23 protein-coding genes are annotated in these 23,069 nt (G+C 35.4%); 14 read left to right on the top strand and 9 right to left on the bottom strand.

Annotated features, from left to right (window positions below; genetic code table 11):
* Nucleotides 1-55 precede the first annotated feature (55 nt).
* The 3 genes from QN089_RS13540 to QN089_RS13530 all read left to right on the top strand — a co-directional run bounded on the left by QN089_RS13540 (nt 56) and on the right by QN089_RS13530 (nt 1,913).
* A complete protein-coding gene (locus QN089_RS13540) occupies nt 56-1,027 on the top strand; it encodes a ring-cleaving dioxygenase (RefSeq protein WP_068450552.1) in 972 nt (323 codons plus the stop codon).
* A gap of 34 nt (nt 1,028-1,061) precedes the next feature.
* On the top strand, nt 1,062-1,349 hold the full coding sequence (locus QN089_RS13535) for a GNAT family N-acetyltransferase (protein WP_068450554.1): 288 nt from the start codon (nt 1,062-1,064) through the stop codon (nt 1,347-1,349).
* 111 nt (nt 1,350-1,460) lie between these two features.
* Nucleotides 1,461-1,913: a DUF4064 domain-containing protein gene (locus QN089_RS13530; RefSeq protein WP_068450555.1), complete on the top strand. Its 453-nt coding sequence runs from the start codon at nt 1,461-1,463 to the stop codon at nt 1,911-1,913.
* Nucleotides 1,914-1,937: 24 nt separating this feature from the next.
* Here the strand turns inward: QN089_RS13530 and QN089_RS13525 are convergent, their stop codons facing one another.
* A complete protein-coding gene (locus tag QN089_RS13525; RefSeq protein WP_068450556.1) occupies nt 1,938-2,549 on the bottom strand; it encodes a TetR/AcrR family transcriptional regulator in 612 nt (203 codons plus the stop codon).
* Between the two features lie 356 nt (nt 2,550-2,905).
* Between QN089_RS13525 and QN089_RS13520 the strand changes: the two genes are divergently transcribed.
* Nucleotides 2,906-3,223 (top strand): hypothetical protein, encoded by a 318-nt coding sequence (locus QN089_RS13520; RefSeq protein WP_285215504.1) that lies wholly within the window; start codon nt 2,906-2,908, stop codon nt 3,221-3,223.
* A 61-nt stretch (nt 3,224-3,284) separates the two neighbouring features.
* Here QN089_RS13520 and QN089_RS13515 read toward each other — a convergent pair whose 3' ends face one another.
* Nucleotides 3,285-4,799 carry a succinyl-CoA:acetate CoA-transferase ScpC gene (locus tag QN089_RS13515; RefSeq protein WP_285215502.1) on the bottom strand — a complete coding sequence of 505 codons (1,515 nt, stop codon included), beginning with the start codon at nt 4,797-4,799 and terminating at the stop codon, nt 3,285-3,287.
* Between the two features lie 265 nt (nt 4,800-5,064).
* Nucleotides 5,065-5,715, bottom strand: a complete 651-nt coding sequence (locus QN089_RS13510; RefSeq protein ID WP_068450562.1) for a LytTR family DNA-binding domain-containing protein — start codon at nt 5,713-5,715, stop codon at nt 5,065-5,067.
* A 441-nt stretch (nt 5,716-6,156) separates the two neighbouring features.
* Here QN089_RS13510 and QN089_RS13505 point away from each other — a divergent pair, with 441 nt between their 5' ends.
* From QN089_RS13505 to QN089_RS13490, 4 genes are all read left to right on the top strand, one after another.
* On the top strand, nt 6,157-6,942 hold the full coding sequence (locus tag QN089_RS13505) for an AraC family transcriptional regulator (RefSeq protein WP_068450564.1): 786 nt from the start codon (nt 6,157-6,159) through the stop codon (nt 6,940-6,942).
* A 92-nt stretch (nt 6,943-7,034) separates the two neighbouring features.
* Entirely contained in the window at nt 7,035-7,919 is an 885-nt protein-coding gene (gene yidC, locus QN089_RS13500) for a membrane protein insertase YidC (protein WP_068450565.1), read from the top strand.
* A gap of 118 nt (nt 7,920-8,037) precedes the next feature.
* Entirely contained in the window at nt 8,038-8,283 is a 246-nt protein-coding gene (locus tag QN089_RS13495) for a hypothetical protein (protein WP_231726970.1), read from the top strand.
* A 110-nt stretch (nt 8,284-8,393) separates the two neighbouring features.
* Nucleotides 8,394-9,113: a M15 family metallopeptidase gene (locus tag QN089_RS13490; RefSeq protein ID WP_068450567.1), complete on the top strand. Its 720-nt coding sequence runs from the start codon at nt 8,394-8,396 to the stop codon at nt 9,111-9,113.
* Nucleotides 9,114-9,166: 53 nt separating this feature from the next.
* Here QN089_RS13490 and cls read toward each other — a convergent pair whose 3' ends face one another.
* Entirely contained in the window at nt 9,167-10,636 is a 1,470-nt protein-coding gene (cls, locus tag QN089_RS13485) for a cardiolipin synthase (RefSeq protein WP_087681108.1), read from the bottom strand.
* Nucleotides 10,637-10,798: 162 nt separating this feature from the next.
* Here cls and QN089_RS13480 point away from each other — a divergent pair, with 162 nt between their 5' ends.
* A complete protein-coding gene (locus tag QN089_RS13480; protein WP_285215501.1) occupies nt 10,799-12,190 on the top strand; it encodes an L-cystine transporter in 1,392 nt (463 codons plus the stop codon).
* Between the two features lie 105 nt (nt 12,191-12,295).
* Here QN089_RS13480 and QN089_RS13475 read toward each other — a convergent pair whose 3' ends face one another.
* The 4 genes from QN089_RS13475 to QN089_RS13460 form a co-directional block, all read right to left on the bottom strand.
* Nucleotides 12,296-13,477 carry an MFS transporter gene (locus QN089_RS13475; RefSeq protein WP_087681110.1) on the bottom strand — a complete coding sequence of 394 codons (1,182 nt, stop codon included), beginning with the start codon at nt 13,475-13,477 and terminating at the stop codon, nt 12,296-12,298.
* Nucleotides 13,478-13,665: 188 nt separating this feature from the next.
* A complete protein-coding gene (locus tag QN089_RS13470) occupies nt 13,666-15,852 on the bottom strand; it encodes a heavy metal translocating P-type ATPase (RefSeq protein WP_285215499.1) in 2,187 nt (728 codons plus the stop codon).
* Nucleotides 15,853-15,936: 84 nt separating this feature from the next.
* Nucleotides 15,937-16,146, bottom strand: a complete 210-nt coding sequence (gene copZ, locus QN089_RS13465) for a copper chaperone CopZ (RefSeq protein ID WP_068450575.1) — start codon at nt 16,144-16,146, stop codon at nt 15,937-15,939.
* A 13-nt stretch (nt 16,147-16,159) separates the two neighbouring features.
* Nucleotides 16,160-16,477 carry a metal-sensitive transcriptional regulator gene (locus tag QN089_RS13460; RefSeq protein WP_068450576.1) on the bottom strand — a complete coding sequence of 106 codons (318 nt, stop codon included), beginning with the start codon at nt 16,475-16,477 and terminating at the stop codon, nt 16,160-16,162.
* A gap of 397 nt (nt 16,478-16,874) precedes the next feature.
* Between QN089_RS13460 and QN089_RS13455 the strand changes: the two genes are divergently transcribed.
* The gene (locus tag QN089_RS13455) at nt 16,875-17,012 is read left to right on the top strand and encodes an Lmo0850 family protein (protein WP_165442666.1); all 138 of its coding nucleotides are present in this window, start codon (nt 16,875-16,877) and stop codon (nt 17,010-17,012) included.
* Between the two features lie 149 nt (nt 17,013-17,161).
* Here the strand turns inward: QN089_RS13455 and QN089_RS13450 are convergent, their stop codons facing one another.
* Nucleotides 17,162-18,331, bottom strand: a complete 1,170-nt coding sequence (locus QN089_RS13450) for an FtsW/RodA/SpoVE family cell cycle protein (RefSeq protein WP_285215498.1) — start codon at nt 18,329-18,331, stop codon at nt 17,162-17,164.
* A 223-nt stretch (nt 18,332-18,554) separates the two neighbouring features.
* On the opposite strand from QN089_RS13450, the gene QN089_RS13445 reads away from it, so the two are divergent.
* The 4 genes from QN089_RS13445 (at nt 18,555) to QN089_RS13430 (ending at nt 22,836) form a co-directional block, all read left to right on the top strand.
* A complete protein-coding gene (locus tag QN089_RS13445) occupies nt 18,555-19,325 on the top strand; it encodes a hypothetical protein (RefSeq protein ID WP_350310897.1) in 771 nt (256 codons plus the stop codon).
* Between the two features lie 266 nt (nt 19,326-19,591).
* The gene (locus QN089_RS13440; RefSeq protein WP_285215497.1) at nt 19,592-20,659 is read left to right on the top strand and encodes a D-alanine--D-alanine ligase; all 1,068 of its coding nucleotides are present in this window, start codon (nt 19,592-19,594) and stop codon (nt 20,657-20,659) included.
* Nucleotides 20,660-20,674: 15 nt separating this feature from the next.
* Entirely contained in the window at nt 20,675-22,039 is a 1,365-nt protein-coding gene (locus QN089_RS13435; RefSeq protein ID WP_285215496.1) for a UDP-N-acetylmuramoyl-tripeptide--D-alanyl-D-alanine ligase, read from the top strand.
* Nucleotides 22,040-22,107: 68 nt separating this feature from the next.
* Nucleotides 22,108-22,836, top strand: coding sequence for an alpha/beta hydrolase (locus QN089_RS13430; RefSeq protein ID WP_121177152.1), 729 nt, complete (start codon nt 22,108-22,110; stop codon nt 22,834-22,836).
* Nucleotides 22,837-23,069 lie beyond the last annotated feature (233 nt).

Raw genomic sequence — 23,069 nt, 5'->3', positions numbered from 1 at the left:
GATAAATGCAATAAATATCTCGAATTCAAGATAATTTTTAAAAGGAGTGTTTTATATGACATTACAATTAGGTGGTATTCACCACGTATCTTCTATTACTTCACATATCGAACGAAATCACGATTTTTTCACACGTATTTTAGGAATGCGTCTAGTTAAAAAAACTGTAAATCAGGATAATACATCTTCATATCATTTATTTTATGCGGATGCAGTTGGAACACCAGGTACAGATATGACATACTTCGATATCCCAATGGCAGGTAGAACACATGAAGGTGTATCGAGTATTAATAGCACAGCATTTCGTGTGAAATCAGAAGAAGCACTAGCATTTTGGGTTCAACGCTTCGATGAGCTTGGTGTTGAACACGGAGAAATTGAAGAACGTTTTGGACGTAAAGTATTGCCGTTTCGAGACGAAGACTTGGCGCGTTTTTTACTTGTTGTAGATGACGGTTCGGGCATTCCATATGGAGAGCCTTGGAAAGTGGATGATATTCCACTTGAATATGCGATTGTTGGATTAGGTGGTGTGACATTGACACTGCGTAATACACAGGCGACAGAACGTGTTTTAACAAAAGTACTTGGTTTTGAATATATCGGAAGCTATCCATCACTTGTGCCAAACCAACCGAACATCTTAGTATTTTCAACAGGTCTTGGAGGACCAGCAGGAGAAGTGCATATTGAACAAAGACTCGATTTACCGATGGAAAGACCAGGTAGAGGCAGTGTGCATCACGTTGCGTTTAGAGTAAACAATTTTGAGGAATATGATGAATGGGTTAAAAAATTTGATGAACTTGGTTATGTAACATCTGGAAAAGTAGACCGTTACTATTTCCGTTCAATGTATTATCGTGATCCAAACGGCATTCTGTTTGAACTAGCAACAGATGAACCAGGTTTTGATGCAGATGAACCATTAGATGAAATGGGAAATAAATTAGCACTTCCACCATTTTTAGAACCGAAACGTACAGAAATAGAAGCGAGTCTTCATCCACTTAAAATTCAATAAATTGTGGTAAACTATGGAAAAGGAGGTTGATGAAATGGAATTTAGTTTAAAACAAGACGGAAATCAAGGTGCTTATATCCATGAAGTCAATGGAGAAAATGTTGCTGAAATTACGTGGACGCAATTAGGTGATGTTATGGTGATGGATCATACATTCGTAGATGATTCGCTTCGAGGGCAAGGTGTTGCCAAACAATTATTAGATACTGCAGCGAACTACGCGCGTAAAAATCATTATAAAATGGAGCCAGTTTGTTCATATGTTGTCGCAGCTTTCGAGCGTTCGAACACATATGATGACATAAAAGTATCAAAAGCATGAAACCAAAAGCCATCTTTTCCGTAGATTTACATGGGAAGATGGTTTCTTTTTATGAAATTATTTGAAATTAACCCAATAATATGTAGAATAAAAAATTGAAAGGATGAGAATATGAAAAGAACTGTAGAAAAAGTATTAACGATGGCAGCAATCATCTGTAGTGTACTAGGAATAGGTTTAATGTCTGTTATAATCTTCGGTATTGGCGTCGTTTTTGATGATCCAAATACGGTTGAAGAAATTGTAGTCGAACAAAATCAGACAGGGCAAGAACAAATAACTGTTGAGGAGATGCAAGAAGCTATTGATGTCATTCAACCGTTCGTTAATACATTTGGTTGGGTGATTGTCGCATTATTAGTGATTTCAGTTGTTTTAGGTATTATCGCGTTTGTTTATCTAATGAAGAATAAAAGCATGAACGCAACAGGTGGTCTATTAATCGCAGCAGGTGTACTATCAGGATTGATTAGTATTACATCAATTTTATATTATATCGCAGCAATTATGTGCTTTGTACGTAAACCAAAGCCAACCGATCAAACATTACCACCTATGCAATAAGAAAAAGAACAGGAGAAGTGCAGATTACTGCAATTTCTCCTGTTCTTTTTTTAACAGCTCACCTTGAATGAGTTGAAAGATAGTTTTCTTAATATGCTCTGGCACATGTGTGAATTCAGTTTCAGGCTTATAAATAAAGGTATGTTGTACCATCGACAATGTTGCACCGATAATACCAACTTGTAATAACTTCAAATCGATTTCCATTATTCGACCTTGTTTCATTCGCCTTAAAATTTCATGATCTCCATGTGTTAATTCATATAAACTCGTTGTATATTGTTCTGATAGCTCAGGGTGGCGAACCGCTTCCGTAAATAAAATTGTAAATTGTGGACGGTTAGCAAAAATCTTTTCAAGTAAATCAGAAGTCCATAGTTGAATTAATTCATCATTCGGCAAAGAAATAAGTTCTTCTTTTGTACGATTAAATAAAACACTTGGTTGAACAGTAGCTAATAATAAATCATGTTTATTTTTAAAATATTTATACATAGCAGCTTCCGAAATATCAGCCTGCTTTGCAATTTGTGCTGTTGATGTACAGTCGTAGCCTTGACGATAAAATAGACTGCGCGCGATATGTAAAATACGTTGTTTCGTTAGATTTCCTTTTGTACTCTTTGGTTCATACATATTGAATCACCTCAAATGAGCAAATACGTCATAAAAAAAGAGAGTAGTTTCCGCTACCCCCTCTAGATGAAGTTAAAATCGAAAAATCCGTTCAACAACTAAGACGAGCGAACAGATTATTGACGAGATTCTAATTCTCTCTACATAAAAGTTAGTGTTCACTAACTCTAGAATCCTTATATATTATACATACAAAATATAGGTAATGTAAACAATTTATTTCAAAAAAAATAGAATTTGTATCATTTGAAATATTAGGTTACTTAAATGTAATATAGAAAATAGTAAATGTTAGGTTGAGGAAAAGTTGTTTCGGGTATAATAGTTTTAATGAACTTAACTGGGAGGAATTTATTATGAGTAAAAAGAAAACATTATTATTAGCAAGTTTAGCAGCAGGAGCTTATGCATACTTAAAGAAACCAGAAAATCGTGAAAAAGCATTAGCTGCTTTCAACAGCACAAAAGATAAAGTAAATGAGTACGTAAATGCCAATAAAGATAAAACAGGTGAAGAGCGTCATAATGATGAAAAAGTTGTACATGCAACACACTATGATGATAGCATTACTGGTAATCCTGAAAAAGACTACAAAATTGAAGAAGATGAAATGGTAGCAGAAGGTGGTTTAACTTCTGTTCAATACCAAAATGAAGAACAAGAAAAGAAATAATTGTGTAAAAGAAAAGGAATCACGTCATTATAGCGACGTGATTCCTTTTTTGTATCATAAATTAAGCATGTACAGGAGGAAGCATTTGACCATATTGAGCTAGGTTCGTATGGAATGAGAATGCTTTTTCAAGTACGTGAGGTGTATGCCCGCCGCGTGTATTCGCTTCTTCTAAGTAAGCGCGTAACGCTGGTTTGTAATCAGGGTGTACACATTTTTCGATAATTAGTTCAGCGCGTTCGCGTGGAGCTAAACCACGTAAATCAGCTAAACCTTGTTCAGTTACAACAACATCTACATCATGTTCGTTGTGGTCAACGTGTGAAACGAATGGTACAACAGATGAGATTTTGCCTTCTTTAGCATATGATTTTGTAATGAAGATGGACGTACGTGCAGCACGAGCGAAGTCACCAGAACCGCCGATACCATTCATCATTTTATTACCTGCTACATGTGTAGAGTTTACGTTACCGTAGATATCAAACTCAAGTGCTGTATTCATCGCGATTAAACCCATACGACGAACTAATTCAGGATGGTTTGAAATCTCTTGTGGACGTAAGCAAAGTTTATCTTTATAACGTTCTAAGTTACCAAATACAGCGTCTAATTTTTCAGCTGTAAGAGAAGTTGCACAACCAGAAGCGAATTTTACTTTACCAGCATCGATTAAATCGAATACAGAGTCTTGTAGTACTTCTGAATAAACTTCTAAGTCTTTGAATTCTGAGTTTGCCATACCGCCAAGAACAGCATTTGCTACAGAACCAACACCTGATTGTAATGGTGCAAGTGTTTCTGTTAGACGACCTTCTTTTACTTCTTTACGGAAGAAGTCGATAATATGATCTGCGATTTGTTGTGTTTCATCGTCAATTGCAGTCATTGTAGTTGGTGTATCTACTTGATCTGTTAATACGATTGCAGCTACTTTATCAAAGTCTAATGGAATACCGATTGTACCAATGCGATCTGAAGCGTTTACAAGTGGAATCGGTCCACGTTCGCCCTGTGCTTCTGGTACATAAATATCATGAATACCTTCTAATTGTTCATATGAAGCCAAGTTTAACTCAACGATAACTTTTTTAGCTGTTTGAACATAGATTGGTGAGTTACCAACAGAAGTTGTTGGGATTAACATACCATCTTCAGTAATTGCGACAGCTTCTACTACAGCAACATCAATTGCATCGATAGCATTTTGACGTAAGTATTCAGCTGTTACTGATAAATGTTGGTCCACAAAATACATATCTTGCTTATTGATATGACTGCGCATTGTGCGGTCTAATTGGAATGGAAGACGTTTATTAACGATTCCAGCGTCTGACATTAAAGCATCAATATCTGAACCTAATGAAGCACCTGTGAATACGTTTACTTTAAATTTTTCACCAGCATTTGCACGATCAACTAATGCCATTGGAATAGCTTTAGCATCTCCAGCACGAGTGAAGCCACTTAAACCAAGAGTCATACCATCTGTAATAATACGAGCCGCTTCTTCAGCAGACATTACTTTATGAGCAAGTGCTGTGGCGCGTAATCTTTCTTCAACTTTTGCAACCATGAAAAACTCCCCTTTTCTATCTAGAATAAATATTATTTTTTTGGAAAATTTAGTTCAAAAAAATTTTATCACTAAATTGTCACATATAGTTCTTTAATGCATGAAAGGGTTTAAAAAATGATTAATAGGGAAAATATTTGCTGAAAATAGAAAATAGAATATTTCTACAATATAGTTTTAACGATACAATAACAAATGAAATATGGTATAAAAAAGAAAAAATCCAAAGTAGCTATTAAAAGCATACTTTGGATTTACATATAAACTAAAAACCTAAAGAGCGACGGAAGTAACTTGCATAGCGTTGGCTGACAGGTATTCTTGTGCCGTCTTTCATGATTAATAAAAATGTTGAATGTGAGTCTGGTTGGATTTCATCGATGAAATCAATGTTAACGATATATGAGCGATGGCATCGAATAAAGGTATCTGGCGATAAGAATAATTCTAAATCACTTAAATTTAAACGGTGGTAACCTTCTTTAGACATCGTCTTAACGAAAGTTTTGCGAAGTTGTGTTTCTAAGTAGATCACTTCATTGTGTTTTACAGGGTACCAGCAATCATCAATTTTGACTGTAATATAATTTGTTAAGAATGGTGATGGCTTTTGTGGGAATACAGCTGTAATTGCACCTTTTGGCTCGCCTTCTTCCATAAGTGGAATTGACATACCGTAATAAGGAACACCAAAGATATCTGGTTCAATAAATGAATTAATTTTTTGACCATAATCTAGTGCTTTATGTGTTGCCGAACCTTCTGGAATTGGGTCACCCGGCTTGATTTTTAAATCAATCTTTTTACTTGGTTGGTAATAAAGATACTCTTTTGTGTCTGAAACAACAATTGATGTATTGTCCGGGAAAAACTCCTTAATAACCTCTATCAATTCCTCAATTGATCTTGGATCCATTAATTCATACCTCGTTTCTTTCCTTGTCTTCTCATAATCTTATTTTACACACTATTATAACATTTTACTACATCAATGAGGTAAATTTAAGAAAAGAAAATAAAACAACCTGAAAAAAGTAGTTATATGATAAAATTGAACGATAAATAGCTTCATTTTATGGAATTACAGTCGAAAAAAATAGTATATATCTGTGAAAAAAATGCAAAATTTATCATAAAAAACAGGAACGTGGTCTTTCCCTTTAATTAATATTAATGTATAATTTTTATAAAAAACAGGTATTTTGTGTGTAAGGAAAGTAAGTATAAAGGCTCAATTTATATTTTTTTACATTTTTTGTGTGAATAGGGTTAAAACTATTTTCATATTACTATTTTCGTTATATAGTATAAAGTGGGTTATTACAAAATGCGTAATTTTAGAAAGATGGGGAAGCTTATGCTACAACACCAATATTCGATTTCAGAAGCTATTTCAAAGCGATACTTTCAAGAAATTGAAACGATGAATCGCTACGATGGTATCGACAAATTCTTTGATATTGAAGCGCAATTAGTAAGAGAAATTTATCAATTAGAAGAAGAAGCTGCAAAAGAAACACTAGGCAAGCTAATTGATATTCTTTCAGAGCGTTCAGGCAAGCACTTTTTCCGAGCAATTCGACACTACTTCGTTGTTTTATCTTCTGTGGTAACACGCAAATTAGTAGAGAATCAAGCTCCATTTAAAAAAGCATTTGCATTTAACGCAGCATGCGTAGAGATGATTGATGAAAGAATGAACGATGCTGAATTTTTACAGTTCGCAGATGACTTAATTGAATTTTACATTTATGTAATTTCAGAAAGAAAACAGCCTTCTTATAAGCATCAAACTGTAAACAAAGTAATTATGTACATAGATGACGAAGTAGAGACTGACTTATCAGTTGAAGATATTGCACTTCATTTCTCAATCAGTACATCACATTTATCTCGAATTTTTAAGGAACATGTGGGCATTACATTAGTTGAATATTTAAATGTACGTCGTGTGGAAGAATCACAGTATTACTTGCGTCATACGAACAAAAGTATTTCAAACATTTCTGAGCAATTCCACTTCTGTAACCAAAGTTATTACACGCGAATTTTCAAAAAATATGTTGGGTTAACACCAAAACATTTCCGCGATCAAGTTGATCATGAGTATTTCCGTTTTCAACTACCAGAAAGAATTTTATAAAATGTCTTAAATGTACCTTTCTTTGATTTGATTAATTGTACTAACATACTGTATACTTCACAGTAGTGAAAAAATTGATGTAGGTGAAAATAGTGAAAAAGAAACTAGGATTAATTTCAATCCTCGGTTTAGCGCCGTTTATTTTAGCGGGATGTGAAGCAGTAGAGAACCAAGAAGGCTTCTTCTATAGCACATTCGTAAAGCCGATGGAGTTTTTAATTGATTTCTTTGGTAATACAGTTCTAGATGGTGGTTATGGTGGTGCCATCATTATTATCACAGTTTTAGTACGTCTTATTTTAATGCCATTCATGATTCGTAACTATAAGAATCAACAAGGTATGAAAGAAAAAATGGACAAGTTAAAGCCTGAAATGGACGATATTCAAAAGAAATTAAAGCAAGCGAAGTCTAAAGAAGAGCAAATGGCTCTACAACAAGAAATGATGGGACTATATAAGAAGCATGGTGTAAATCCATTAAACATGGGTTGTTTACCAATGATTATTCAAATGCCGATTATCATGGGTCTGTACTATGCAATTCGTTATTCTGCAGATGTACAATCGCATCACTTCTTATGGTTCAAACTGGGCGATCCGGATATTGCGATGACATTAATCGCGGGTGCTGTATACTTCTTCCAAGCACAAGTATCTCTATGGACAATTCCAGAGCAACAAAAGAAACAAATGAAGCTTATGATGTACATCTCACCGATTATGATCATGTTCATTTCGTTCACAAGTATGGCTGCTTTACCTCTATATTGGTCTGTTAGTGGTGCACTACTTGTACTTCAAACAATCATTGGACGTAAGCTATATCCACCAGCAGTACCAGAAGGTCAAGAACCTGCACCAAAGAAAAAGCTATTCGGTGGTACAGTTGAATCTGAACCAGAAGCTCCCGCTGAAAAACGTAAATTAACACCAGCAGAGCGTGCTGCGAAACAACAGAAGAAAAAGAAAAAATAAGTGTTGAGCTTAGACAAAGGCAGTCTCTCTATTTACATAATACAATTGAAAATCCATCTGTGATTCTCAGTTGCATGTAAAAGAGGACAGCCTTTTTTATTAGAGGAGGAAAATAAACGTGTCGAAAAGAATTATGGGAATCGCCGTTTTAATTACGAGTGTATTAGCGGTATTCTTACTAATTAAACAAAATTTCAACTGGGCAGTATTTTGTATTACACTTATGTTTACATTAACAAATGCAGTGCGTGCAAAAGATATGGCTTCAAAAGGTTTTGAAAAAGAATCACGCTGGATGCGCAATTTATCGATTTTCTTCGGTATTGCTTCAGCAGGTATTCTATTTGTGAACCTTTTTATGTAAGTAACGTCTTACAATTGAATCAATCAAGTAATGAAAAGTGCAGGATCTCTTGATGAGATGCTGCATTTTTAGTGAAGATAAAAGGAACAGAGAATAAAGGAGGAAAAGTGATGCGATTAAAAACATTTACATGGACTGCAACACTTTTACTAAGTAGTAGCATTCTATTAGCAGCTTGTAGTGAGCAAAAAGAGCAATCGAACGAACCCAAAAAAGAACAAACATCACAGCAAACGACTAACACTGAAAAAGAACAAGAGAAAAGAGATGCAGGTGGTTATATTATTAATCAAAAAACACCTAAAAAAGAACACTATGTAAAAGGTGTTTTAATTGCGAACAAAGTATATCCAATGCCTCAAAATTTTGCGCCAGGTGAAAGTAAAGAAGCTCGAAAAGCATTTGAACAATTAAATAAAGCGGCTAAAAAAGCAGGATATACATTTGATGCATTTAGCACATATCGCTCATACGATCGTCAAAAAGTTTTATATGATGGCTATGTGAAAAGAGATGGAAAAGAGGCTGCAGATACGTATAGTGCGCGTCCAGGGTTTTCCGAACATCAAACAGGCTTAGCCTTTGATATCGGTGAGGTAGGAAAGCCAGGAGACTATGCGGATGACCGTTTTGGTGAAACAGAAGCAGGTAAATGGTTAGCTAAAAATGCACATAAATATGGTTTTATTATGCGTTATCCAAAAGGAAAAGAAAAAGTCACAGGGTATAAACATGAATCGTGGCATTTCCGCTATGTAGGTGAAAAAATAGCGACAGAAATTTATGAGAATAACTCGACATTAGAAGAATATCTCGGTGCAAAAGGATAATAAAAAAGAACTCTTGTATGATTATAAACAAGTCATACAGGAGTTCTTTTTCGTTATAAAATAGGTGATAGCAATCGAGAAATAGATTCTTTCAGTTTAATGATGGTTGAACGATTTTTATATTTTTCAGGTGTTAGCTCAGAAGAATATAAAATATCGCGTTCAAATAGTTCAGCCAGTTGATGTGCTACATCGGTATCATAGATAAACGCATTTGCTTCAAAGTTTAATTTAAAGCTTCGTGAATCAATATTTGCCGTTCCGACAGAAGCTGCTTCGTCATCAATTACGACCATTTTTGTGTGTAAAAAGCCATTTTCATAAACATATACTTTTGCGCCAGCTTCAATTAATAAACCAACATAATAGTAAGTTGCCCAGTAAACAAAAATGTGATCTGGTTTATTTGGAATCATAATGCGTACATCAATTCCAGATAGACAAGCAATGCGTACAGCGTTAATAAAAGCATCATCGGGAATGAAATAAGGTGTTTGAATATATACATATTTTTTAGCCATATTAATTAATTTAATATAACCGTTTTTAATTGCCTCCCAATCTGAGTCAGGTCCAGATGATACGATTTGAATAGCTGTATTCCCTTGACGATAAAATGTTGGGAAGAAACTATCTTCATACTCTAAATTTTTACGATCAGATGCTTGATTCCAATCAAGTAAAAAACGTGTTTGTAATGGTTGAACAGAGCTGCCATTAATACGTAGATGCGTATCACGCCAGTAACCAAATTTCTCTTTTAAACCTAGATATTCATCGCCTACGTTAAAGCCACCGATATAACCAACTTTTCCATCAATTACAACAATTTTTCTGTGGTTACGATAGTTCATACGTGGGTTGATTAAAGGAAGAACAGACGGGAAGAATACTTCTACTTCTCCTCCTTGTTCAATTAAAGCTTTAAAATCTTTTTTATGCACACCGCGTGATCCCATTTCATCATAGAGGACTCTCACTTGTACACCTTGCCTCGCTTTTTCAATGAGTGCATCTAAAATGCGTGTGCCTAGTCGATCTAATCTAAAAATGTAGTATTGAATATGGATATGATGTTTAGCTTCAGCAATATCTTCTAAAAGACGATCGAATTTATCTTGTCCATCATCGAAGATATGAATGTGATTATCTTGTGTTAAAACAGCGTGATTTGATAACAAGTTCATGTAGATAAGTTCTTTATATTTTGAAGCTGTTTCAGATAATTTATATTCAAAACTACCTTCTTTAATCGATTCAATTTGATAGTCAACTAATGTTTCGATACCAATCTTTTTACGTCCACTCCATCTAAACATACGTCGTCTTGTCAGTTTACGTCCAAGTAGTAAATATAAAATAAACCCGACAATGGGAATAAAGAAAAGTACGAGAAGCCATGCCCAAATCGAAGATGATTCGCGTCTTTCCAAAAAGATAATAGCAAGAGCAAGTATGATATTGAAAAATAATGTCACCGAAACGATATATGAAATGAGATGAGTTGTATCGCTAATTAACATGATTTCTCCCTCCTAATTTTTCCTTATAAGTATATCTTACTCCTTCATTGGAAAGAAGTAATATTATATTTATGAATAAAACATACTTGACCGATAGGTATTGTTATATTATTATGTGAAAAGCAACGAAAGAATATCTTTTGTCAAAGAGGAGGAACATCCATGAGTATCTTTTTAACAATATTAAATGTTGTTATTTTAATTGGTCTTATTAGTTTATTAGTCGTTATGAATAAAAAGAAGGTATCTTTTTCTAAACGTGTATTTACAGGTTTGGGACTAGGGATTTTATATGGTTTAGCATTACATTTTACATATGGTGCTACATCAGATATTTTGGTTCAATCAACCGATTGGTTTAACATTATCGGTTCAGGTTATGTGAAATTACTACAAATGGTTGCAATGCCATTAGTATTTATCTCAATTGTTGCGGCATTCACGAAAGTAATTGTCGGTAAGAATTTTGGTAAGATGGCATCCATTATTTTAATTACACTTGTTGCAACAACAGGTATTGCAGCAGCAGTAGGTATTGCGTCAGCAGCAAGTTTTAATTTAGATGCAAGTTCATTAATGAATGGTAGTGCAGAACAACAACGTGGTGAACAAATTGTTCAAAAAACAGAGGAAATGGGCGACCGTACTTTACCACAACAAATTCTTGATCTGTTACCTACAAACCCATTCTTAGACTTAACAGGCGCTCGTCCAACTTCAACAATTGCAGTCGTTATTTTTGCAGCGTTTTTAGGCTTTGCTTATCTAGGTGTACGTCGTAAGGATGCAAAAACAGCTGATTTAATTAAAACAGGAATTGAAGCGATTTATGCATTAGTAATGAATGTTGTAAAAATCGTTTTACGTTTAACTCCATTCGGTATTTTAGCAATTATGACTTCAACAGTTGCTACTTCTGATTTCGGTGCGATTTACAACATGGGGAAATTCGTCATCGCTTCCTATGCAGCATTAATTGCAATGTTTGTTATTCATTTAATCATCATTAGCTTAACAGGTGTTAGCCCGATTACGTATGTGAAGAAGGTTTCAACAACATTAATCTTTGCATTCACATCACGTTCGAGTGCAGGTACTTTACCTTTAAATATCCAAACTCAAACGAAACGTTTAGGGGTGCCAGATGCAATTGCGAACTTTGCGGCATCATTTGGTGTATCAATTGGTCAAAATGGTTGTGCGGGTGTTTATCCAGCGATGCTTGCAGTTATGATTGCACCAACTGTCGGTATTAATCCACTTGAACCAAGTTTCATCTTTACATTAATTTTAGTTGTAGCTATCAGTTCATTTGGTGTAGCAGGTGTTGGTGGTGGTGCAACATTTGCAGCAATTATCGTACTTTCAGCAATGAACTTACCAGTTGCTTTAGCAGGTGTATTAATTACAGTAGAGCCATTAATCGATATGGGACGTACTGCGTTAAACGTAAGTGGTTCAATGGTTGCTGGTGTAACATCAGCTCGTGCAACAGGTGAATTAGACAAAGATACATTCAACTCAAAAGAACCTCAAAACTTAGCAGAAGTTTAATAAAGAGAGCACATCTATCATACAAATAGGTGTGCTTTTTATTGTGATAAATAAATAGGCTCGGCATGTATTGTGAGATACAATATACCGAGCCTGTTTTTTTAGTTAAGTTTTTTCAACCTTCACTTGTGGTTCACGTAATGTCTTTTTACTTGCTTTGAATGTTAAGATGACAAAGATTGATAATAGACCGAGTGAAGCCGCAATGATATAAGGTAAGTTGATTTGCATTGTAAATATCCATGTAAAGAACATTGGACCGATAATTCGACCTAAGTTATCCATTGAGTAGCTTAAACCAGCGGCTGTACCATACTTACCACCAGATTCTTTTGAAGCAAGCGAAGTAGTTAATGTACGAGCTAGTGCGTTACCTGCTGTAAATACACAGAGTGCAAAACCAGCGAATGCTAAACTACTTGTGAATGGGAACATAGCGAGTCCAACTGCGGTTACGACTTGTGCAATAATGATGAAAATCCATTCGGAACCATCTTTGATTTTACGAACGACACCGCCTTGGATCGCAAAGTCGACTAATCCACTAAATAAGAATAGTGAGCCAAGTTGAGCCGATGTAATATTAATCTTATCAATTTGGAATAGTTGAAGTGTTGATTCAACACCTGCTAATAAGAATGTCACCATGAATGAGAAGAAGAATAGATAACGTACACGATATTTTAAAAGAGTTGAAGCTCCTTTTGGAATGATTGCACGTTTTTCGGCTTCACCTTTACGCGGTGGGTCTTTTAACACAAGCGATGCATAAACTAATAAAATAAGTAATAAAATAGATGATACATAGAATGGCATATTAATACTAATTGCACCAAGTAATCCACCAATTGCTGGACCGAAAATGAAGCCTAAACCAATCGACATCCCCATGAAGCCCATATACATATTACGATTTTCATCTGAAGATGAGTCACCGATAAATCCAGTCACCGATGTATAAAGTGCGCCAGAGAATAAACCACCGATAATACGAGATACATACATCATGATTAATGAATCAGAGAAGATTGCAAAAATTAAGAAGCTCATACTGAAGCCGAATAACCCGATGAGAATAAGTCTTTTTCGTCCCATTTTATCAGAGAGACTTCCCCAAATAGGTGCCGTGAAGAAGCTAGCGAGAGAATAGACAGTTAATAGGCCACCCACATGAATATCGCTAAACCCTTGTTCGGTTACTACAAGTGGTAGAACAGGAATAACAAGCCCAAATCCAACATATACGAGGAATTGAACGGATAAGAGAAGCATTAATGATTTATTCATAGTATGTCCTCCTTTCTTTCATTTTGTACACTCTATACTATACTAAAAAAATCAAATATGCCTAGTAGATTAAAGAGGAATAGATAAAAATAATCCATTCTTTACCTATACACGTAATCAAGTAACTTAAAACAGTAAAGAGCATAAAAAAGAGAAGCGACGATGTGTCAGCTTCTCCTTAAGAGTGTTTATACTTTTGTACGTTGTAAGCGAAGGGCATTGAGTACAACAGATACAGAACTAAATGCCATGGCAGCACCTGCAACCCATGGAGCTAGTAAGCCGATTGCGGCAATTGGAATTCCAATTGAGTTATAAGCGAGTGCCCAGAAGAGGTTCTGTTTAATGTTTCGAACAGTGGCACGACTCATTTTAACAGCTTGTACAACACGCATTAAGTCACCTTGCATAATTGTAATGTCAGCGGCTTCAATTGCTACGTCTGTTCCTGTTCCCATCGCAATCCCGATATCTGCCGTTGCAAGAGCAGGCGCATCGTTAATACCATCGCCAACCATTGCAACTTTTCCGTCTTTTTGAAGTCGTTTGATTTCATTTGCTTTACCAGCTGGTAATACATCTGATACGACTTCATCAATGCCAACTTCTTTAGCAATTGCTTGTGCAACAGCTTCTCTGTCACCTGTTAGCATAACGGTTTTAATACCTAAAGCATGCAATTCAGCCATTGCTTGTTTTGATGTTTCTTTCACTTCATCCGCTACAGCAATCGTTGCTACATGTTGTCCGTTAATCGCACCGTACATAATCGTTTTTCCTTGTTCATCGAAATTTTCAATATCGTGAATTGTAATCATACGATTTTCAAGTAGACGTTGGTTTCCGACAATTACTTGTTTACCTTCAATTGTTGCTTCAATACCATGACCTGAAATGGCTTGGAAATCCGTTGCAGCTTGAACTTTCATTGTTTCTTCGACATAGTGCACAATCGCTTGTGCTAAAGGATGTTCAGATGCTTTTTCAGCAGAAGCAATCAGCTGCATTACTTCTTCCTCATCATGTGAGCGATTCACATAGAAGTTTGTAACAACAGGTTGTCCTTTTGTAATCGTTCCTGTTTTATCGAAAACGATTGTATCAATTGTACGAGTTTGTTCTAGTGCTTCAGCAGTTTTGAAAAGAACACCCATTTCAGCAGCACGCCCTGAACCAGCCATAATGGATGTCGGTGTTGCGAGACCAAGTGCACATGGACAAGCGATAACGAGTACCGCAATGGTATGTTCAAGGGCTGTAATAAAGGTTGTATCGACAACCCAGAGTGTAATAATAAATGTTAAAATTGCAATTCCAATAACGATTGGAACAAAAATACCGGAGATTTGATCAGCAAGACGTTGAATAGGTGCTTTTGAACCCTGTGCTTCTTCAACTATTTTAATGATATTTGATAACACCGTTTTATTACCTGTATTCGTTGCTTTAATACGAAGTGTACCATTACTGTTAACAGTAGCAGCAAATACATTGGAACCACTGGTTTTATCTACAGGTAAACTTTCACCTGTTAACATGGATTCATCTACAGCAGATGAACCTGATACTACTTCACCGTCTACGGGGATAGAGGCACCGGGGCGAATGACTAAAATATCGCCTACTTGGACTTCTTTTGCAGGTACTTCGAGTAGCTCGCCGTCTTTTTCAATGAAGGCTGTTTTAGGTTGTAAGTTGAGTAATTTTTTGATTGCGTCAGAAGAATGACCTTTTGCACGCGCTTCAAATACTTTTCCAAGGAGTATTAATGTAATTAATATAGCGCTCGTTTCAAAGTATAAATCGAGCATTTGTCCTTGTTCAATGGCTGCTTCATTTCGCAGAACAACATATACGCTGTAAAAGTAAGCAGCAGAAGTTCCGAGGACGATTAATACGTCCATATTGGCGCTCTTATTACGGAGTGCAAAGTATGCTCCTTTATAGAATTGCCAGCCGATACCAAACTGAACAACTGTTGCAAGTCCCCACTGTACGTAAGGATTCATAAATAGCTCAGGTACGTATAGATGGGATGTAAAAGAAAAATGTGCGACCATTGTCCATAAAAGTGGTAAAGAGAAAATAATGGAGACAATGAGTTGTGTTGTTTTACGTTTGATTTCTTTTTGCTTATAGTCTGTACCTTCTTGTTCATCTTGATGAACAACAGCGTCATAGCCCAGTGATTGGATTTTCTGAATGACATCTTCAGCGCTCATATCGTTATGGATAACTACTTTACCTGTTTCGAGTGCCAAGTTAATATTAGCTTCGATACCATCCATCTTATTTAATCCACGCTCAATCCGATTGGCACAAGCTGCACAGGTCATTCCTTGAATATCGAGATTAATTTCATTTGATTTACTCATTATGTCCAGCTCCTTTTATACCTATAGGGGGTATATTTTTCTGTAAGGAATGGGCTGTCTTAATATAAGACAACCCAATATAAATTATTTTACAGTGTATCCTTCTTCTTCAATTGCAGCCTTCATATCTTCTACAGAGGCTTGTCTAGGATTATACGTTACTTCAACTAATCCTTGATCCAATGTAACGCGTACAGTTTCGACACCATCAATGGCACCTACACTACTTTCAACTGCTTTTACGCAATGTCCACAAGACATTCCTTCAACATGTAATTGCATTTCTTCTGTCATATTCAAGCACTCCTTATTTTTTCATTAATTTTTGCATCGTAACGACTAATTCGTCTAGTATTTCTTCGTCACCATTTTGTAGGCGATCTTTGACACAACCTTTTAAATGTCCTTCAAATAATACTTTTGCAACAGAGTTTAGTGCAGATTGTGTTGCTGAGAGTTGTGTGATGATATCGTCACAATATACATCTTTTTCTACCATACCCTTAATTCCACGAATTTGACCTTCAATACGATTCAATCGCGTCACCAGATTTTTCTTAACATGTTCTGGGTGGTGGCTTTTACGCTCTTCATTATTTGTGTGACACTCAGGAACAGTTGTCATAAAGCATCGCTCCTTTACGTTCATTTGTATGGTTATACTTTAACATACCTAATGGGGGTATGTAAAATAGAAAGACTATTCCGGTGAGTTACGATATATATAACATAACATACGCTATAGGGGTATGCAAGAAAGTGAAATTAAAAGTTTAAAGTAGATAAAATAGTGGTAAGTATAAGATAAAATAGTGGTAAGTATAATTTGTATTCAAATTTTTTGTGAAATAAAATTGTAAATTTCTTGTAAAAAATTAAGATGTAACAATATTGATAAACAATTTAATGACAAAAGATGATATGATAGATGTAAGAAAAAAGCAAATAAAAAACCGTCAAGTATGAAACTTATTTTCTTGAAAATCGTTTTAATTCATGACAGCAAGGAGAGGTGTAAGAGTATGAAGAGAGAAGTAGATGTAACGAAAATTATTTCTAACTTATCCAAAATTGGTGTGAAGGCAACTGCAACGAAATCTCGTCTAGAATTACTTAAAGCACTCGCGCCGCCAAAAAACAAACCACAAACACATAACTAATTTGATGTGGTGCAAGGCACTTCAACTTAGTTTGTACATATGAAACAATCAATCAGGTATCCTTCTTTAAAAAAGGGTAGCTGGTTTTTTATTATGAAAAAAACCTGTGACGTTCACATTTGAAGTGTGAATCGTGCACAGGTTTTTAATTAATCTTCTTTTGTCGTAAACATGTAATCACCATTATCATTTTGAATAGCAGCCATAATACCTACGAGTAACATATTGGATACGAGTGAGCTACCACCATAACTTAGGAAAGGTAGTGTAATACCTGTTACAGGAAGAACCCCCATCGTCATCCCGACATTCTGGAAAATTTGGAATGTCAGCAAGCTGACAATTCCTGCAGTTAATAACGATGTATATTGTGACTTATTTGATAAGGCAATTTGTACAAATCGATAAAGTAATAAGAATAAAACGATCAATACGAATGAAGCACCGATGAAACCGACTTCTTCGCCAATATTAGCAAAAATAAAATCGGTATGTTTTTCAGGTATATAAACATTATTACCTGATAAACCTTTACCAAATTCTTGTCCAGAACCAATTGCTAAAATCCCTTTTTGTGTTTGATAAGCAGAGTCACCATAACTAAAAGGATCAAGCCAACCACGAATACGTGACTGTTGGTGAGGAGATAATTTTGTCAAAAGGTTATTTTGGAAAAAATCATTCATAAAGATATAGATATAGGCAACAACTGAAACAATCGCAATCGGAACTGCTAAAACTGGGAATAGAATTTTCTTCGAGATATTTGAGAAAAACAGCATTGGGAAAATCATCGCAAAGTATAACATAATCATCCCAGTATCTGGCTGTTGATAGACAATTAATGATGGTGGTAATACAAGCAAACCGATTTTGCCGAGTAATAAGAAATCATGTTTGATTGATTTTACGGGATATCGTTCCGTATGTTTCACAATAATGTAAGCCGTCAAAATGAGTAAGGCGAACTTTAAAAATTCAGATGGCTGAAATGTCCCGACGAATGGAATTTGATACCAAGACTTTGCATTATTAATTGGTTTTGCGATACTTTCAGGTGCTACAATTAATAGTAGCAACATCACAAAAGTGAAGATATACATACCAACACCGAGTGTTTTTAACTTATTAATATCGGTTTGGGCAATCACAATCATGACAATAATACCGACTACATAAAAAACAAGCTGTTTAATAACAAAACTTTTTGGGTCGCCGTACTGGTTTGAGCCTGCAACGGCTGTATAAATAAATGTACAACTGATTGCGCAGAGTACAATTAAAAGCGTCAAAATTTTCCCGTCCACTTTTATTTTCATTGAGCAAACTCCTAACTTATATTAAACTCCAAAGTTGAAAAGAATATGTATCTACCTTAAAATTCCACAACTTATAACAATTCAAACGAAAAATGTAAAATAACTTTTGGCGTACAATAACGCTTATTATTGTAACACGCTTCATACCAAAGATGTGACGAAAACAGATCACAAATGTTTCATATTTTCGTATTTCATTTTATAATAGATAATGGGGAGAGAGGTGATTGACTTGTCGAAAAAAATACGCACTGCAGATGATTATATGAGACATTTATATATACATACGAATGAATTGAATCAATTCGTTATTTTTAGTGGGTTGAATTTACAAGATTTCATTTTTTCAGTCGATCAGCTTGGAAATCTGCTGCTTTTAAAAAATATTCAAAATGCAGAAGAAGGTTCTTTTAATATGCATACGCGATTAGCTTTTGTTGAACAGAATGAGTTAACAAAATTTTCCAAGCAAATGAGTGATAAAAAAAACGACTTGTGTTGGATCGATTTTTCCGATGAGAAAAAGTTAAATCTTTTAACACCACAAGAGCAAGCAGAATTATTATACATTGGGCATAAAAAAGAGCCGATTCGTTCACCATTTTATCATCAGCTACAAAATCGATTTGTTTATTTAGAATCAAAAAGCGAGAAGTTTACAAAAGTATATGTGCGCGATTTAGAAGAAGTCTCACAAATTGTAACAAGATGGTTCAATCATTTGATTCAGATGAAAGAACGTTCACTTTCATTTTGGAGAAGAAAGCCACTCTCACGTATCCCACATTATACGGCGACAGACTATGAACAAATTAGAGAAGATGCAAAAGATGGTATATTACTATCATTGTATCGTGTTGAGAAACCAAAAGTGGCCTATGTTTTAGAAGTTCGTAATGTAGCAGACATTCAATTCCCAGATGAAATTTGGGATGATTTAAATGCTATTTTAAAACATGATGCAACAACAACGATTCAAGCAAATATTCACTAATTAGCCTAGAGCATTCCAACGTCTTGAACGACTCGGGATGCTTTTTTGGTGAAAAAAATATGAAGAAGGATAACTTTTTACGTTTTTCTGCCCCAATAAATGTTGAGAGTGCTATGATAGAAATGTTATTTTGAAAGCTTGAAATTTGGGTATATGTTAAAAGGTTCATTCGTGCAACCTTCTAAAATAGAATACGTCTTGTAAAGTTCAAAGATTTTCAGATTCCAAATAAAAAGAAAATAATGGAGTATATGGAGGAAGTCAAAATGAAGAAAAAATTGGGTCTTTTATACGGTGGTCAATCAGCAGAGCATGAGGTGTCTTTATCAACAGCAAAAGCGGTGACACAAGCGCTAAATTATGATCAGTACGAAATCGTGCCAATTTATATTACGCGTGAAGGTGAATGGGTGAAAGGCACTTATTTAACAGCACCTGTAGAAACAGTAGAAGCATTACAATTCAATCAAGGAAAAGATGCGCAACCACATGACATCTCAAGTTTCTTACTATCACAACAAGAGCGACCTTTTGATATTGTATTCCCACTACTACATGGTACATACGGAGAAGATGGCACAGTACAAGGATTTTTAGAAGTATTAAACATTCCTTATGTGGGTTGTGGTGTACTTGCTTCATCTGCTGGGATGGATAAAGTTGTTATGAAGCAACTATTTGAAATTGCAGGTCTTAAACAAGTTCCTTATGTGTATTTTATTCGTAAAGAATGGCAAAAATCACAGCAAGCACTTGTAAAAGAGATGGAAGAAAAATTAACGTATCCAATGTTTGTAAAACCAGCTAATCTTGGTTCAAGTGTCGGTGTTAATAAAGCTTCAAATCAACAAGAATTAATTGAGGCAATCGATGTAGCTTTCAAATATGATCGTAAAGTCATTATCGAAACAGGCGTGGTTGCACGTGAAGTAGAAATGGCCGTTCTAGGAAATGATGAACCAAAAGTATCTGTTCCAGGTGAAATCAAGCCTTTAACTGATTTCTATGACTATGATTCAAAATATAAAGATAGTAGTACAGAATTATTAATTCCAGCACCTGTTTCAGAAGCAGTTGAGCAAAAAATGACGGACATGGCAAAACGTGCCTTTAAAGTATTGGACGGAAGTGGTTTAGTACGTGCCGATTTCTTTGTAACAGCAGATGATGAAGTATTGATTAACGAAGTGAATACATTACCAGGTTTTACACCTGTAAGTATGTATCCGATTCTGTGGAAAAATACAGGTCTTTCATATCCAGAATTAATTGAAGCGCTAATCACACTTGGAATTGAGCGTTTTGAAGAGAAACAACAACTTCATTTTCAATAAGGTGGCGGAAGTAAAATGAAAAAAACAGTTCAACAAGTAGCTAACTGGTTACAACAAGAGGCTGTGAATGGTCAACAGGAATGGATTACAGGTGTGTCGATTAATACACGTACCTTACAACCAGGAGATTTATTCATTCCTTTTAAAGGTGAAAAAACGAACGGGCATCAGTATATTCAACAAGCAATTGAAGCAGGTGCAGCGGCGACACTTTGGCAAAAAGATGAACCAAATATGCCGACGAATATTCCTGTTATTTTAGTAGATGATGCAGAAGAAGCGTTACAGCAGATGGCGAAAGCGTATCGTGCAGAACATCAAGCAACTTTTATTGGTATTACAGGTTCCAATGGTAAGACTTCAACAAAGGACTTACTTGCTGGGACGCTTATGCCGTATTATAAAGTTCAAAAAACAGAGGGTAACTTTAATAATCAATTAGGTATGCCTCTTACTATTTTATCTTTAGACGAAGATACAGAATTTGCCATTTTAGAGATGGGTATGGATGGTTTTGGACAAATCGAGTTTTTAACGAAGCTTGCAAAGCCGCATCATGTCATCATTACAAATATTGGTGAAGCGCATATGGAGGCACTTGGCTCTCGTGCTGGTATTGCGAAAGCCAAGTTTGAAATCATTCAAGGGCTACAAGAAAATGGACGTTTATTTTTTGACGGCGACGAACCATTATTACAAGAATTAGTCGCACAAGAACAAGGACTACAAACGACGTCATTTGGTTTTGAAAGCACGAATGATTTATACGCAGATCAAATTGAAACGAATGAAGAAGGAAGTCAGTTTGAAGTGCATGGTTTATTAAATGGACAGTTTATGATTCCTGTACTCGGTAGCCATCAAGTGAAAAATACAGTAGCAGTTATGGGAGTAGCACATACAATCGGTTTGACAGACGATCAAATTCGCACTTCCTTAAAACAAGTATCCCTTACAAATATGCGTATGCAACTTGTAACATGCGGTCCTTTACTCTTCATCAATGATGCGTATAATGCAGCACCAACTTCAGTTCGTGCAGCACTTACGTTCATGTCTACAACTCAAATGCGTCCAAATAAATGGGTTGTACTTGGTGATATGTTAGAGCTTGGTGAACAAGAAGGACAATATCATCATGATTTAATCGAATCAATTGACTTTGATGAGATTCAAACAATTTGTTTATATGGCTCTCGTATGAAAGTTTTATATGAAGCAATTAAGATGCAATATCCAACTGTAGATGTTGTTTGGTCTGAACAAGCATATGAGCCAATTATTCAAAAAATTGAACAACAGGCTGATGAAAAAACGATGATTCTTTTAAAAGGCTCTCGTGGCATGGCGCTTGAGACAATTCTAAAGCACTTCCAATAACATACAGTGAGAAAACGACTAATGTGGGTATAGTACATTAGTCGTTTTTTTTAATGGAGGGAGCCTACTTGAAACGAGGAATATTGTTTATTCATGGATTTACGGGGAATACAACAGAAGTGCAACCGTTAGTCGACTATTTAATGGGAAAACGCTCCGAATGGACATGTTCAGTCGTAACATTAACAGGTCATGGTGAGGCACTCAATTTGAAAGGAGTTAGTTCTGAACATTGGTTTCGTGATGTTGAAAATGCTTATCGCCTACTTGAAAAACAAGTGGATGAAGTCATTGTCGTAGGTTTTTCAATGGGGGGATTGTTAGCACTCTACCTCGCTTTACGTTACCGTGTGAAAAAATTAATTCTTTTAAGTACAGCAGCAAAATTTGTGGATGTAAAAAAATTATTTCTCACATGTAAGGAACTGATCAAACAAAGAAAGCAGTTAACAACTGCACAGGCACGTTTTTTGCAAGCTGCCATCAACCAGACGCGTCATATGACGGTACCAACAATGAAACATTTTTTAAAAGTGGTACATACAGTCTTACCGTACCTACATCGAATTCACCAACCAACGATGATTATACAAGGTGAAAAAGATGGTGTTGTACCAAAGGAAGCGGCATCATTTTTATATGAGCAGATTCAATCGGTTGATAAGCAAATGTATTTTTCAAAAAGTGGTGAACATCATATTTGTTATAGTGACGATCAAAACGAGTGGTTTGAACGAGTATTTCAATTTATAATAGCCGATAAAAGAAATCAGAATATTATGCCTGATTGTAATTGATTGCATACAAGTCTATGTCGTGTTAGAATGATTAGAGCAATGGATACATTTTATATGAAGACTCTCCATACATTGATGAGAGAGTACTTTTTTTTTGAACATTACGGTCGATTCTATATTACCGTTAAAAAGCGTAGAATTGAACCGCTCGGCAAAGACCGGGCTTTATTTTATCTAAAGTTACTCTGCATTCCACAGAGATATAATAGTTAAGGAATTTTCCTAACATGAGG

The organism is Kurthia sp. YJT4 (assembly GCF_030219945.1).
Lineage (GTDB): Bacteria > Bacillota > Bacilli > Bacillales_A > Planococcaceae > Kurthia > Kurthia gibsonii.
Note: the sequence above shows the minus strand (reverse complement) of the source record. Positions and strands in the feature narration are given on the sequence as shown.